Genomic DNA, 13,095 nt, shown 5'->3' on the forward strand with positions numbered 1-13,095 from the left:
CTGTCACTCCGCAATCGTTCACCACCTCAACACGGAGTGCCATCATGTCCCGACTTTCCGTCCCGAACCTCGAAACTGACGCCGGCCCCTCTGGCCAGGTCTATGCCCAGATCAAGAAGGCCATCGGCAGCGTGCCGAACACCTTTGCGGCCATCGCCGCCCATGGCCCCGCTGCGCTCAAGGCCGTGCTCGCTGCCGACACTGTGCTCGCCTCCGGCGGACTGACCAAGTCCGACAAGGAGATCATCAAGCTCGTCATCAGCGAAGCCGCCGGCTGTGACTATTGTGTCGCCGCCCACAGCCATCTCGCAAAGCTCGTCGGGCTGGCGCCGGAGATCCTGAAGCAGATCCGCGATGGCCCGCCCACCGGTGATGCCCAGCGCGATGCGCTGGTCGCTTTTGTCGACAAGCTTGCGCGCACCAGCGGCACCGTCAGCCACAAGGATTTCGTCGCGATCAAGGCCGCCGGCTACAGCGACGCGCAGCTCGTCGACATCAGCCTCGCCTTTGCCACCACCGTGTTCACCAACGTCTTCAACCGCATCAACGACACCGAGATCGACTTCCCGGCGGTCGCCTAACGCGACGGCCGCCACGTCGATCATCACACATCAGGGATCACGACCATGACCACGCTTGCCAACACCCACACCGCCCAAAATCCTCTCGTCCGCGCCCTGCAGGGATCCGGCCTGCTCGCGGAAGATCTCGACTACCATGTCGTCCGCGCCTCGATGGTGATCATGTTCTTCTTCTTCGGCTACCAGAAGTGGTTTCCGTACGAATTCGAACGGCTGGTCCCGTTCATCAGCAACGGCCCGTTGATCTGGTGGCTCTATCCCGTGTTCGGCCATGCCGGTGCCAGCTATTTCCTCGGCGTCTCCGAATGGACCTTCGGCGCGCTGCTGCTCGCGGGCTTCTGGAGCCACCGGCTTGGCGTGCTCGGCGCCCTCGGCTCGACCGGCACCTTCATCGCGACCGTCACCATCATTCCCTTCATGCCGGAGGGTTGGGACCTCGCCGCGGGAGGCTTCCCCGCGATGACGGGCAACGTGCCCTTCCTGATGAAGGACGTCGTGCTGCTCGCAGTCTCCTTCTATCTGCTGAGGCAGGATCTGGTTCGCCTGACGCGGTGACGGGTGGCACTCTGCCCAGCGACGTGTCGTCGGCGAGCTTTCCCGCTCGCCGGCGATGGCACGTCGCGACGATCACGGCAGTGTGCCCGCAAGCAGCCGTTTTCGCAGAGCATCAATGAACGCTCTTACCCGGACCGGCATTTGCGCGCGAGTCAGGAAAACCGCCCATATCCCAAGCTCAACCGGCGCGGCATCCGCCAGAACGATGCGCTTCAACTCTCCGCGTTCAATCTGCTCGTACACATCCCAATAGGTCATCATGGCGACCCCCACGCCCGCAAGACAAGCCGCTCGAACAGCGTCGACTGTGCTGGCTGACAGCGGGCCGGCGATCCGGATCTGCTCCAATTCGCCTCCACGTACGAACGGCCAGGTCTCCATCGCATGAAGCTTGATGCAGGGGTGGCTCACCAGATCGCCCAGCGTTGCCGGTTCGCCGAAGCGAGCGATATAGGCTGGCGATGCGCAGAGGATGTAAGGATTGTCGGCGAGCCTTGTCGCGATCATGTCGGAAGGCTTCATCGGCGCAACGCGGATCGCGACGTCGAGACCCATCGAAGCGATGTCGACGCGATCGTCGCTCAGGACAAGATTGACCCGAAGCGCCGGGTTGTCCGCGATCAGCTTGGCCACGACGGGTACGATGACCGCATGGCCGATGACGTTCGGCGCGGTGACCTTGAGCACACCTGAGAGGCCCGAGCCGGCGGACGACACGGACTCGAATGCTGAATCGCGGGCGGCGATCAGGGCCGCGGCGTGAGGCAAAAAGGCCTCGCCCTCAGGGGTGAGCGATAGCGAGCGCGTGGTCCGATGAAACAGGCGCGCGCCGAGCTCAGCTTCGAGCGCTGCGAGCCTTCGACTGACCAACATTGGCGTGGTGCCCATCTCTCGCGCCGCGGCAGACAGGCTACCGGCGGTCACGATGCTGCGAAACAGGGCCACATCTGCAAAATCCATTTTATAACGATAATCGATAAAGTGCTTAGCTTCCAGCCGGGCTTCTGTCGGCTCACGACGAGCTTTAAATCGATCTCCAGCAAGGGAGGCCACTCCCGAAGGTAAAACCCCTGGAGATTCAAATGATGGACAGCGAAGCGAAGACGCTTTTCACGCCGATCGATATAAACGGCCGTACCGCGAAGAACCGTCTTGCTGTTGCGCCAATGACGCGCATCACGGCGACCCAGGACGGCCGGGCCACCGAAACCATGACGCGATACTACGAGCGGTTCGCGCGAGGCGGGTTTGGAACGGTCATCACCGAAGGCATCTACACAGACCAGGCGTTCTCGCAGGGCTACGTCCATCAACCCGGCATGACCGACGAAGTGCAGGCCATGGCCTGGAAGCCGGTCGTCAACGGCATCAAGTCGCACGGAGCGGTGGCCATCGCCCAGATGATGCATGCCGGAGCGATCAGTCAAGGCAATCGCTTTCGCGACAGCACGGTGGGGCCGTCTGCCATTCAGCCCAAGGGCGAGCAGATGACATTCTATCACGGAAAGGACCGCTACGTGCTGCCGGCAGCCATCAAGGAGGAGCAGATCGCCGACGCCATTGCCGGCTTCGCGGGCTCGGCTGCGCGAGCGATCCACATCGCCGGGTTCGACGCCATCGAGATTCACGGCGCCAACGGCTACTTGCTCGACCAGTTCCTGACCGACTACGCCAACAGCAGAACCGATCGCTGGGGCGGCGCCACGGAGAACCGCGTGCGGTTAATCGTGGAAACCTTCAAGGCGGTGCGCGCGAAGGTCGGGAGCGCAGTGCCGGTCGGCGTCCGCATCTCGCAAGGCAAGGTGAACGACTATCATCACAAATGGGCGGGTGCGGAGCGTGACGCCGAAATCATCTTCGGCAGCCTCGGCGATGCCGGCGCCGACTTCGTCCATGTGACCGAGTTTGAGGCGTGGAAGCCCGCTTTCGCCGAGGACGGCCCGTCATTGATGCGCCTCGCCAAGCGCTACGCCCCCAAAGCGACGATTTTCGCCAATGGCAGCCTGCACAACATCGAGCAGGCGGTGGCTGCGCTCGACGATGGCGCCGATGTCGTCACGATAGGCCGCGGGGCCTTGGCGAACCCCGACCTGCCCAAGCGTCTGTTGGACCGCAGCTCTCTGGATGAATTTGACCCTGCGATCCTCGGCCCCATCGCCGACATCAAGGACACCGAACTGATGATGTGAGCGCGTCCCGCGACGTCGATGCCGAGGGCCGACGCTCTGAAGATCGTGCACGCATCGAAAGGAACGATCATGACGGACGCGATCTCCGATGCCTCGGTGGCGTTGTCGCTCATGCTGGAAGCATTGCGCATGCTCGATGGGCCCGAGCATTCGAAGGCTGCGGCCCACCTTCGAGCGGCCATCGAGCAGCTATCGCCTCACACCGCGCAACAGTTGCTTCCACCTCTCGGTAAGGCTCCGAGCAGGTCCTAAGTCGTCGTCGGGGGTGTGACCGCAACGATCTCATCATCGTTTCGGCACCGCTCATCTCACCGCACGACCCGTGAAGACGGCAAGGCCGTGATGGTCGAGACCACCGGTGATTTCATAAAAAGACTTCTGATACAGTTCTTATGAATTTTCAAATTCATTCTGGATTACGACTCGCTATCGAAGATATGACTTGCACCAAGTATCTGAAATTACGCGGCTATATTATTTTCTTCGATCACGACAAAGCGAACCAATCCCACGCGTTCTTTGATGTGTTTTTATAAAAACGCATTTTATATAGAGATGCACAATAGTCGGATGCAACCGAAAGGATCAATGGCATGGCCAAGTTCGCCTTCTTCGTCGAGTTGAAAGCCAATCGGGGCAAGGAAGCGGAAGTCGAAGCTTTCCTGAAGCAGGGCGCCGCGATGGCGAAGGCAGAGGCCGGAATAGCGGCGTGGTACGGGCTCAAGGAAGAGGAGCCGGGACGCTACGGAATCATCGACACGTTCAATGACGAAGTTGGACGAGACGCGCATTTGAACGGCGAACTTGCAAAGGCGCTGTTCGCGAAGGCAGGCGAGCTGTTTTCCGAAGCTCCCAAGGTGCACCGGCTTCACGTCATCGCCCAGAAATAGAGCGTCTTACCGAGGCTCTTCGTTGCAAGGCAGATGATGAGCTTGGGCGACGCGACTTAACGAACACTTCAGCGAAGCGACCTCCCCCTAATTCTCCTGAAAAAGGACTCACGATGAACCAGGAATCGCCCAAGCCCACTGTCGTCCTTGTGCACGGGGCCTTCGAAGACGCGTCGATCTGGAATGGAGTGATTGAGAGGCTGCAGCGCGACGGCTACCCGGTCGTCGCCTTCGGCAATCCGCTGCTGGGCCCGGCAATCGACACCGCGTACCTGCGCAGCCTGTTGGACAAGATCCAGGGGCCCGTGATCCTGGCGGCCCACTCCTATGGCGGGGCCGTCATCACGCAGGCCGGGGACGACCCCAAGGTCAAGGGCCTTGTCTACGCGGCCTCCATCATGCCCGCGGTCGGAGAGGCCGCAACCCATTTGCTCGAACGGTACCCCGGCAGCACATTCCCCACGTCCGTCGAGCCGACCACTTACACCCTGCCCGACGGTACCAGCGGCACGTATCTCCTCTACCAGCCCGACAAGTTTCACAGCAACGTTGCCGCCGACGTGCCCGCGAGCGTGGCCGCCCTGATGCTCGCCGGCCAACGCCCCATGAACCTGGCGGCCCTAACCGAACCGCTGACATCCGCGGCATGGACGAGCAAGCCGAGCTGGCAAGTCAGGCCGCTGCAGGATCGCGCCATTCCGGTCGATGAATACAAGTTCGAAGCCGATCGCGCCCACTCCACCGTCATCGAGGTGAACGCTTCGCACGCCGTCCCCGTCTCCAACCCTGAAGTCGTGGCCGACGCAATCGAACAGGCCGCCCGCGCAGCAGCGAAATAACGGCGTCCGCAAAGGGCGGTTGTCTGGCATCATTCAAACAGGAGGCCCATCCGATGACGCAGGACGGTGAGCAAGAAGCAGCGCCGCCCTGGGATGCGGCTCGGGTGAACCTCACATCGAACGAACTGGCCCCCGGCGTTTTCGCGGTCATGCCTGACGACGTGTTCGAGAAAGACCACGTCGCCACCACGGCCGGCTTCGTGATCGGCGAACGCAGCGTACTCGTCGTCGAGTCAATGCTGAATGGCGATCTCGCCTCGCAGCTTATCGGGCTCGTACGGCAAGTGACGTCGAAGCCGATCCGCTTCCTCGTCAACACCAGCTATCATGGCGACCACGCCTACGGGAATTACCTGTTTCCCGACAGCACTGTCGTGATTCAGCATCCGGCGACCAAGCGCTACATGGAAGAAAGCTTCGAGGACGATCGCCGTTTCATGATCAGCCTCATGGGTAAGGGGAAGGGCATCGAACGCGTGCAGGCACGCGCCGCTGACATCACCGTCCCCGACATGATCAGCGTCGATCTGGGCAGCCGCATCGTCGAGGTCCGTCACTTTGGGTTCGCGCAGACGCCAGGCGATTTGGTCATATGGGCGCCAGACGCGAAGGTGCTTTGGGTCGGTAACATGATCCAAGCACCATCTCCGGCGCTTCCGTGGCTCCTCGAAGGGCGGCACAAGGAGACGATGACGACCCTTGCGCGCGTGCGCGACTTCCTGCCGGAAGACGCAACCATCATTCCAGGCCACGGCCGGCCGATGCGTCCCGCGGACATCGAATTCCCGCTTCGCTATCTTCGCGAGCTCGACAGCGCCGTGCGCACGGCGATCGCAGAAGGTCGATCGATCGAGGCCACGCTCGAGGCGGTCGCCATGGCGCACTACGGCGAGTACAGCCTGTTCGATTGGGCGCACAACTCCGTCAACGTGCCCGCCGCCTTCCGCCACCTGCAAGAGCCGGACGGCGGATTGGCCTAGGGGAACACGCATCGGAGTCGACCGCGAGCCTGGAGCATCTCGCCGTGTTCTCAACTCTATCGATGTAGCTGATATTACGTCGATTTCTCCCTTGCGTCGCCGGGAGAACGTCGATGCCGCCGACGTGTGAACGCAGCAGCGATCGAAGCGCTTGCTGTGTGCATCACCTCATTGTCGGCTCGCAAGGCAACCCCTTTCGCTGATAGACACGGGATCGGAGGCAGCTTTCGCCATGGAGCAGTTCGACTCGCTCCGAATCTTCCGGACCGCAGGTCAGAATCCGACTGCGGATTGGTCGGCGCAAGGAAGTCTGCCCCCGTTGTGGTCTTCGCCCCTTGGGCGATCAATTTGCGGGAGCAACCCTTGGCGAAAGGGTTACAGGAAGGGGAAATCAAGCAGGAGCTGCAAAATGGCGGGCACCTGCGCAATGTCCTCATCATCACCAAGACGATTGAGGGTATGGCCGAACACCTGGCCTATGTTCGGCCGAGCTGGCGACGCGAATTCCTGCCGCTGCGAACCTGGGGCGACAAGGAAGATCGTACCTACAAGGATCTGGACCGGCTGCTCGTGCTTCTCCGCGACGACTTCGGCTATCGGGGCTTCATTGGGCTCTACATGGATGGTGATCCCGATCTCGTGCGCTATCGCGCGCTTTCGGAAAGCGAAGAGGCCGACGACAAGCCGTAAAGTTCGGATCCGACGGTGCCGCTGCCTCACTGCGAGGCTCGCGGGGACATCAGGACTCTCACCCGCAGAATAAAAATGGCTCGCTTGATGCGAGCCATTTTCTCATCGGGACCGGTGAAGTCCGAACGTGGCGGCGGGATACACTACCGCGACCATGCTGGGACGACGCCGTTCAGCAATTTCGGGCCGCCAGGGCACGTCGCGCGTCAGCGAAGGCCGCCGGTGACGTGAAGTGTCTCGCCCGTGACGTAGGAGGCTTCGTCCGAAGCGAAGAAGGCCACCGCGGCAGCGATCTCCTCAACCTTGCCGATGCGGCCGAGCGGGGTGGTGGATTCGATCCAGTTGCGCATGTCGCCCTCGTGCAGGCCGGCGGACACGACGCCTTCGGTGGCGATCATGCCCGGATTGACGGCGTTGACGCGGATCTTGCGCGGCGCAAGCTCCTTCGACAGCACGGAGGAGATCGCATCCACCGATGCCTTCGTCGCGGTGTAGACGGCGGTATTCGCCGGCGCGATGGTCGATACGCCGGAGCTGATGTTGATGATGCTGCCCCCATTGGGATTGAAGTGCTGCACCGCTTCCCCCGAAATCAAGAGAAGCCCGAGCACATTGAGGTCGAAATGCTTGTGGAAATGCTCAGGCGTGATGGCCTCGAGCGCCGCGAACTCGTAGATGCCCGCGTTGTTGACGAGGATGTCGATCGCACCGAACGCCTTCACGGTCTCGGCGACGACGCTCTTCACGTTTTTGGCATCGGCCAGGTTGCCGTGGACGGCGACGGCTTTGCCACCCTTGGCGATGATGGCGGCGACCACGCGGTCGGCGGCCTCTTTGCTGGCGCTGTAGTTGACGGCAACCGCCGCACCCTCGGCCGCAAGCCGGGCGGAGATTTCGGCACCAATGCCTTTGGATGCGCCGGTCACGAGCGCAACTTTGCCTTCGAGTCTCTTGGTCATCGCATGTCTTCCGTTGTTCGGCGGGATGCCGATATTCAATAGTTCAATACTAGTGAACTATTGAATGAGTTCAAGGGACGTGCTATATTTTGAGCATGGTGCAGTTCGTTCACCCACCGCGGGACGAGATTACACTCGCCGGGGTGCTTGGAGCTCTCGCGGATCCAATGCGGCTGCGCATCGTCAAAAGCCTGGCCGCGCAAAACGACTGCATGTCGTGCACCGAGGCGGCGCCCTGCCCTGACATGGCGAAGTCGACCCTCTCGAACCATTTTCGGATCCTGCGGGAGGCCGGCCTGATCCGGACGTCAAAGCAAGGCGTCCAGCACCGCAACGTTTTGCGCGAAGAGGATATCAACGCGCGGTTTCCAAAGCTGCTGAAAATGATCCTGAGCTTTCCAGACTGAGGGCATTCGCGCACGACTGATTTGTGGAGTGCGCAAGGGATCGGCTGATGTTGCCACCGGGCGTATCCCAAAACAAAAATGGCCCGCGCTTACGTCCCGGCGCAGCGCGTTGCCCGGCGTTCGCGCCATGATCGATTTTCTGGCTACAGCGCTGAAGGCCCAGGTCTAGCGCGCCGTCTCTACGCCGACCTGCTAGGGCGGCAAGACATGTTGCTCCGCGCGCGTGACGGAGCCTCCAAGCAGGCAACCCACGGGCCGGCTGTCGGCGAAGCCAAGCCGCACCCGGATCTCGGACAACGACCCCATCGCCCGGCCCTGCATGATGGTGATCCGCGCGCTGTTGCGCTCGACCAGGCCGTTCTTGAGCAGTCCGAACGCGAGCGCCGCGGCGGCAATGCCGGTGGCTGCATCTTCCGGGTAGCCTGATGACTTCGGAAACTGTCGCGCCTCGAAGCGCCGTTCGCCCTGATGTTCGATGGAGTAGGGGTAAAGTCCGGTGGACCCGATCCGCCCGCAGCACGCCTCGATCTGCGCCGGGCCCGGCACCAGCTCGTTGAGCTCGCGGAGGCCCTTGATCGGGATGAGCGTCTTCACGCGTGACGTGACGGCGTTCTGCACCGGCATATCAAGCAGATCGCGGCGCGACAGCTTGAGGGTCGACAGAACGTCCTCCTCTTCGGCACGCGAGAGATCGACAACCTTGCCGACAGGCTGGCTGATCTCGACGGACGGTTCGCCCGAGTCCACACGATCGACATAGCCCGTCACCGATCCGCTGCGTGTCTCGATGCGGACCTGTTCGCCCGGCAAGCGCCCCTTGCTCGCGAGGACCCAGAGCGCGCCGATGGTCGCGTGACCGCACATCTCCATCTCGTGTCGCGGAACCCAGAACCGGAAGGCATAGTCGGCGTCGCCGCTGGGAGCCGGCAGGACGAAGCCCGACTCATGCCCGAAGTGCCGGGCCACCGACTGCATCCCCTCAGCAGTCAGGTTCGATGCATCGATGACAATTGGACAGGGGTTGCCGCCGCGCCCCATGTGGGTGAACACGTTGACAAGCTCGATCTCGGTCATTGGACAGCTCACTTCATGGAGTGCGCGACGGCGTCAACGATCGCGTTGGCAACAGTTTGATGGACCATGGTCAGATTCTGATGGCGCTCGAATGCCTCGCTGGGCGGAAGCGACAACCTCTGCATGTCGAATCCAAACCTGGGAAGTCGTAACGCTATTCAAGTTTTAGTGACATGTCCGGCTAGATCATTTCTTACAAGCGTCGAAATATTTGCACCGCGCCGATGTTTCTTATGCTGATGACAGCAACACCAGGATCCCCGATGCCCCCGGCTGCGCTGGTCTCCCTGGCGACGTCGGTGCCTCCCCACGTGTTTTTGCAAGAGGACGTGCTGACGGCGGCATGGGATGTCTTCGGCGCCCGCTTTCCCGAATTCGAACGGTTCTCAAGCATTTTCTCGAATACCGGCATAGTCAAGCGTCACGGCGTCAAGCCGTTCGACTGGTATCTCGAACGACGAGGCTGGCCCGAACGCACCGAGGCCTTTCTCGAGGGAGCTGAAGCGTTATTTGTCGATGTCGCCGAGAAGGCGCTGGCGAGCGCGCAACTTGCTGGCGGCGATGTCGACACTGTCGTGACCGTCTCTTCCACGGGAATCGCGACACCAAGTCTCGAGGCGCGCGTTGCTCGCCGGATGGGCTTCCGGTCCGACACGATGCGTGTACCGGTGTTTGGTCTTGGCTGTGCGGGCGGGGTTTCGGGTCTATCGATTGCGTCGCGCCTCGCCCAAGCGCGCCCTGGCACCAACGTGCTGCTGGTCACGATCGAGCTCTGCTCACTCGCACTTCGCCTGGACGAACTTACCAAAGCCAACATCGTCGCCGTCAGCCTGTTTGGCGACGGTGCTGCTGCAATCGTGTTGCGCGCGGGCGATGGCGGTGCGACGCAGATCGAGGCTGCCGGCGAACACCTTTGGCCGGATACGCTTGGCATCATGGGATGGAGTGTCGATCCGGAAGGATTCGGTGTCATCTTTCGCCGCACCATACCTGACTTCGTCACGAGGCATTTCAACTCCGCCGTGACCGAAATTCTCTCCAGAATGCGTCTTTCGGTGGAAGACATTGACCGGTTCATCTGCCATCCCGGCGGCGCGAAGGTTATCTGTGCATTGGAAGGCGCGCTCGCGCTCGACCAAGGAACGCTTTCCCACGAACGACAGATTATCGCCGACTTTGGTAACATGTCGTCACCCACTGTATTGTTCGTGCTTGAGCAGGCTCGCGCGAAAGGGCTGCCGGCGCGCTCACTGTTGACGGCGCTCGGACCCGGCTTCACCGCGAGCTGCGTCACGCTACGGCACACTGCGTGACGTTTGCTGAACTCATTCTCGGCGCCATCACGCTGCAGCGCGTCGGCGAACTCGTCATTTCGCGCGCCAACACTCGAAAGCTCCTGGCCCGCGGCGCCGTCGAGGTGGCACCCCGGCATTATCCGTGGATCATCACGGTTCATGCCGCCTGGCTGTTGTCGCTGTGGGTGTTCGGCCGCGACCAACCGGTGAACGTCGTTGCCCTGGCCGGCTATCTTATCCTTCAGTGCCTTCGCTTCTGGGTCATCTGGACGCTCGGCTCACGATGGACGACGCGGATTATTGTTCTGCCCGAACAGCCGCTCGTGTCAGCGGGCCCCTATCGATTTCTGTCGCATCCCAACTATGCCGTGGTTGCCGGCGAGATCGCCGTGCTCCCTTTGGTTCTGGGTCTGCCGCTGCTGGCCATCGTCTTCACCATCCTCAACGCCGCGGTTCTCGCGATCCGCATACGGGCCGAAAACCTCGCCCTCGCCGCATCCCGTGAGACATTATGCGTGGCGCATGATGACTGAACGGGTTACCGAGCCGAGTGCAGCTACGTGGCTTGGCTTCGTCCTGATGTGCCTCGGCATGTTCATGGCGATCCTCGACATTCAGGTCGTCGCCACTTCGCTACCCACGATCCAGAGTACACTCGCCATATCGCGAGAGGCGATGAGCTGGATTCAAACCGCGTATCTGATCGCCGAGATCATCGCCATTCCACTGACCGGGTGGCTTACGCGCGTTCTGACGCTGCGATGGCTGTTCGTTATTGCGATCAGCCTCTTTACCCTTGCCTCCATCGGCTGCGCGTTCAGCAGCAGTTTTACGACGCTTGTCAGCTTCCGCGTGCTTCAGGGCTTCGCTGGCGGCGTGCTGATTCCGGCGGTTTTTTCCGCTGTCTTTATGCTGTTTCCGATCCGTTTGCATCCCGTCGCCACCACCATGGCCGGCATTATGGCCGTGCTGGCGCCCACGGTCGGGCCGGTGGTCGGTGGCTGGATCACCGACACCTGGTCCTGGCATTGGCTGTTTCTGATCAATGTCGCTCCTGGGGTGGTCGCCGCACTCGCCACGCCAATGCTGCTGCCGCGCGAACGACCCCGGCTTTCTGATCTGGCTACACTCGACGTGCCGTCTCTCGGACTTCTTGCGGTTTCGCTTGCATGCCTGGAGATCGGTCTGAAGGAAGGCCCGCAACGCGGGTGGCTTTCTCCATTCTGCTCCATCCTGATCGTCTTGAGTGCTGCCGCGGCAACCGCCTTCGCCATCCGAACACTCAGGGCCGCGCATCCGGTGGTCGAACTGTCGACATTTAGATCGCGCTCGTTTGCGATCGGTTGCGCATTGAGCTTCTTCCTCGGAGTTGGATTGTTCGGCTCGGTCTATCTCATGCCGGTCTTCCTCGCCTATGTTCGACATCATGACGCATTTGAAATCGGTACGATCATGCTCGTCACCGGCGTTGCGCAGCTTGCCACCGCGCCGATTGCGGGCCTGCTGGAAAGCAGGTTTGATCCCCGTTGGTTGTCGGCGGCGGGGTTTGGTCTGTTCGCGATCGGGCTGGGTTGCAGTGCATTCGAGAGCCGTGTCGCCGACTTCCAAGAAATGTTCTGGCCGCAAGTCTTGCGCGGCGTTGCGATCATGTTTTGCCTGCTGCCTCCGACCCGGCTGGCGTTGGGTTCGCTGACCGCATCACGGGTACCCGACGCAAGCGGCCTGTTCAACCTGATGCGAAACCTCGGGGGCGCAATCGGCATCGCGCTGATCGATACGATCCTTTACGGACGCACCGGCGGGCATGCCGACGCTTTGCGCGAGCGCCTGATTGCGGGCGATGTGACTGCGGCTCAGGCGATCGGGCTTGACGTCACGCTGTTTACCCACCGCCCTCCGCATGTCTCCGATGCCACGGTTGAAGCCTATCTGCGTCCCATGGTCGAAAAGGCCGCGTTCGCGCTCAGCGCCAACGAAGCCTGGGCCCTCCTCGCTTGCGTGGCGCTGCTCGGACTGTTGCTCATTCCGTTCGCGGCCGGTCCCTTGGAAGGCGCTGATGAGAATTCAGGTGATGGCGCACTCAATTGAGCGGTGAATAGAGATCGCAATTGCCGCGACGCCCCGCCCAACCAGCGAAGTTCGGCGTGGTTCGCTTACCTATCTGAGGAAGGCCGCACTGACCGAGGGACTCGTCGTGACCTGAGACGGTAGGTGCCCGCCCCACCAAACAAAAATGGCCCGCGTAATGCGGGCCATTTTCGTATCGGAACCGGTAAAAGTCCGAACTTGGTTGCGGGGATAGGATTTGAACCTATGACCTTCAGGTTATGAGCCTGACGAGCTACCGGGCTGCTCCACCCCGCGTTAAACCGTTGCGCGCCTTCGCCGAAATGCCGGGGACGATGAATGAGGGCCGGCGCTATTCGCGTGGCTTGCTCTCGCGTCCCAAAGGCTTCCTTGGAAGGCAACCCCGGGGCAAAGCCCCTCGGGTGCGAGGCGTATGTACCAACCCGGGCTGCCTTTGGAAAGGGCTGCGGGGACGTTTTTTTCGACTTTATGACAGTGAGTTGGGCCGATTTCCGGCCCGTTTGGTGCGCTCTTGCCAGAAGTTCCACAAAGGGCCAGCTTGCGGCAAC

Annotated in this window: 15 protein-coding genes and 1 tRNA gene; 12 read left to right on the plus strand and 4 right to left on the minus strand. The window is 61.5% G+C overall.

The genetic code is table 11. The annotated features are described in order from the left end of the window. The first annotated feature begins 44 nt into the window (after positions 1-44). A complete protein-coding gene (locus tag ABIB95_RS30340; protein WP_354244774.1) occupies positions 45-581 on the plus strand; it encodes a carboxymuconolactone decarboxylase family protein in 537 nt (178 codons plus the stop codon). Positions 582-626: 45 nt separating this feature from the next. Further along, positions 627-1,136, plus strand: a complete 510-nt coding sequence (locus ABIB95_RS30345; protein WP_354102378.1) for a YkgB family protein — start codon at positions 627-629, stop codon at positions 1,134-1,136. Positions 1,137-1,208: 72 nt separating this feature from the next. On the opposite strand, the gene ABIB95_RS30350 is transcribed toward ABIB95_RS30345, so the two are convergent. Beyond that, positions 1,209-2,189 (minus strand): LysR family transcriptional regulator, encoded by a 981-nt coding sequence (locus ABIB95_RS30350; RefSeq protein ID WP_223153779.1) that lies wholly within the window; start codon positions 2,187-2,189, stop codon positions 1,209-1,211. A gap of 32 nt (positions 2,190-2,221) precedes the next feature. Between ABIB95_RS30350 and ABIB95_RS30355 the strand changes: the two genes are divergently transcribed. The 6 genes from ABIB95_RS30355 (at position 2,222) to ABIB95_RS30380 (ending at position 6,724) form a co-directional block, all read left to right on the plus strand. Further along, positions 2,222-3,325 (plus strand): NADH:flavin oxidoreductase, encoded by a 1,104-nt coding sequence (locus tag ABIB95_RS30355; protein ID WP_502917886.1) that lies wholly within the window; start codon positions 2,222-2,224, stop codon positions 3,323-3,325. A gap of 69 nt (positions 3,326-3,394) precedes the next feature. Beyond that, positions 3,395-3,577: a hypothetical protein gene (locus tag ABIB95_RS30360; protein WP_155795486.1), complete on the plus strand. Its 183-nt coding sequence runs from the start codon at positions 3,395-3,397 to the stop codon at positions 3,575-3,577. Positions 3,578-3,918: 341 nt separating this feature from the next. Then, the gene (locus ABIB95_RS30365; protein ID WP_063980866.1) at positions 3,919-4,215 is read left to right on the plus strand and encodes a putative quinol monooxygenase; all 297 of its coding nucleotides are present in this window, start codon (positions 3,919-3,921) and stop codon (positions 4,213-4,215) included. Positions 4,216-4,328: 113 nt separating this feature from the next. Next, positions 4,329-5,054, plus strand: coding sequence for an alpha/beta fold hydrolase (locus tag ABIB95_RS30370; protein WP_063980865.1), 726 nt, complete (start codon positions 4,329-4,331; stop codon positions 5,052-5,054). Positions 5,055-5,107: 53 nt separating this feature from the next. Next, a complete protein-coding gene (locus ABIB95_RS30375) occupies positions 5,108-6,034 on the plus strand; it encodes an MBL fold metallo-hydrolase (RefSeq protein WP_354244781.1) in 927 nt (308 codons plus the stop codon). A 321-nt stretch (positions 6,035-6,355) separates the two neighbouring features. Then, positions 6,356-6,724 carry a hypothetical protein gene (locus tag ABIB95_RS30380; RefSeq protein ID WP_155795487.1) on the plus strand — a complete coding sequence of 123 codons (369 nt, stop codon included), beginning with the start codon at positions 6,356-6,358 and terminating at the stop codon, positions 6,722-6,724. Positions 6,725-6,930: 206 nt separating this feature from the next. On the opposite strand, the gene ABIB95_RS30385 is transcribed toward ABIB95_RS30380, so the two are convergent. Beyond that, entirely contained in the window at positions 6,931-7,683 is a 753-nt protein-coding gene (locus ABIB95_RS30385; RefSeq protein WP_014498385.1) for an SDR family NAD(P)-dependent oxidoreductase, read from the minus strand. 95 nt (positions 7,684-7,778) lie between these two features. On the opposite strand from ABIB95_RS30385, the gene ABIB95_RS30390 reads away from it, so the two are divergent. Then, complete coding sequence (locus ABIB95_RS30390) at positions 7,779-8,090, plus strand: ArsR/SmtB family transcription factor (RefSeq protein ID WP_208073781.1); 312 nt, start codon at positions 7,779-7,781, stop codon at positions 8,088-8,090. A gap of 192 nt (positions 8,091-8,282) precedes the next feature. Here the strand turns inward: ABIB95_RS30390 and ABIB95_RS30395 are convergent, their stop codons facing one another. After that, complete coding sequence (locus tag ABIB95_RS30395; protein WP_354244786.1) at positions 8,283-9,164, minus strand: PhzF family phenazine biosynthesis protein; 882 nt, start codon at positions 9,162-9,164, stop codon at positions 8,283-8,285. A gap of 233 nt (positions 9,165-9,397) precedes the next feature. On the opposite strand from ABIB95_RS30395, the gene ABIB95_RS30400 reads away from it, so the two are divergent. Genes ABIB95_RS30400 through ABIB95_RS30410 form a run of 3 tightly spaced genes read left to right on the plus strand, consistent with a single transcriptional unit; the run spans position 9,398 to position 12,547 of the window. Next, positions 9,398-10,477 carry a type III polyketide synthase gene (locus ABIB95_RS30400; RefSeq protein ID WP_283017981.1) on the plus strand — a complete coding sequence of 360 codons (1,080 nt, stop codon included), beginning with the start codon at positions 9,398-9,400 and terminating at the stop codon, positions 10,475-10,477. Further along, a complete protein-coding gene (locus ABIB95_RS30405) occupies positions 10,474-10,992 on the plus strand; it encodes an isoprenylcysteine carboxyl methyltransferase family protein (protein ID WP_354244789.1) in 519 nt (172 codons plus the stop codon). The genes ABIB95_RS30400 and ABIB95_RS30405 overlap by 4 nt, the downstream gene beginning before the upstream one ends. Beyond that, positions 10,982-12,547 carry a DHA2 family efflux MFS transporter permease subunit gene (locus ABIB95_RS30410; RefSeq protein ID WP_354244792.1) on the plus strand — a complete coding sequence of 522 codons (1,566 nt, stop codon included), beginning with the start codon at positions 10,982-10,984 and terminating at the stop codon, positions 12,545-12,547. Before ABIB95_RS30405 ends, ABIB95_RS30410 begins: the two co-directional genes overlap by 11 nt. Positions 12,548-12,746: 199 nt before the next feature. Here the strand turns inward: ABIB95_RS30410 and ABIB95_RS30415 are convergent. Further along, positions 12,747-12,823, minus strand: a tRNA-Met gene (locus ABIB95_RS30415). Positions 12,824-13,095 lie beyond the last annotated feature (272 nt).

The organism is Bradyrhizobium sp. LA2.1, assembly GCF_040547725.1.
Lineage (GTDB): Bacteria > Pseudomonadota > Alphaproteobacteria > Rhizobiales > Xanthobacteraceae > Bradyrhizobium > Bradyrhizobium barranii.

Bases quoted from the DNA above. Each gene is read 5' to 3' on its own strand.
- ABIB95_RS30340 (WP_354244774.1), top strand. From the start codon at position 45: ATGTCCCGACTTTCCGTCCCGAACCTCGAAACTGACGCCGGCCCCTCT.
- ABIB95_RS30345 (WP_354102378.1), top strand. From the start codon at position 627: ATGACCACGCTTGCCAACACCCACACCGCCCAAAATCCTCTCGTCCGC.
- ABIB95_RS30355 (WP_502917886.1), top strand. From the start codon at position 2,222: ATGGACAGCGAAGCGAAGACGCTTTTCACGCCGATCGATATAAACGGC.
- ABIB95_RS30360 (WP_155795486.1), top strand. From the start codon at position 3,395: ATGACGGACGCGATCTCCGATGCCTCGGTGGCGTTGTCGCTCATGCTG.
- ABIB95_RS30365 (WP_063980866.1), top strand. From the start codon at position 3,919: ATGGCCAAGTTCGCCTTCTTCGTCGAGTTGAAAGCCAATCGGGGCAAG.
- ABIB95_RS30370 (WP_063980865.1), top strand. From the start codon at position 4,329: ATGAACCAGGAATCGCCCAAGCCCACTGTCGTCCTTGTGCACGGGGCC.
- ABIB95_RS30375 (WP_354244781.1), top strand. From the start codon at position 5,108: ATGACGCAGGACGGTGAGCAAGAAGCAGCGCCGCCCTGGGATGCGGCT.
- ABIB95_RS30385 (WP_014498385.1), bottom strand. From the start codon at position 7,683: ATGACCAAGAGACTCGAAGGCAAAGTTGCGCTCGTGACCGGCGCATCC.
- ABIB95_RS30390 (WP_208073781.1), top strand. From the start codon at position 7,779: ATGGTGCAGTTCGTTCACCCACCGCGGGACGAGATTACACTCGCCGGG.
- ABIB95_RS30395 (WP_354244786.1), bottom strand. From the start codon at position 9,164: ATGACCGAGATCGAGCTTGTCAACGTGTTCACCCACATGGGGCGCGGC.
- ABIB95_RS30400 (WP_283017981.1), top strand. From the start codon at position 9,398: ATGCTGATGACAGCAACACCAGGATCCCCGATGCCCCCGGCTGCGCTG.
- ABIB95_RS30410 (WP_354244792.1), top strand. From the start codon at position 10,982: ATGATGACTGAACGGGTTACCGAGCCGAGTGCAGCTACGTGGCTTGGC.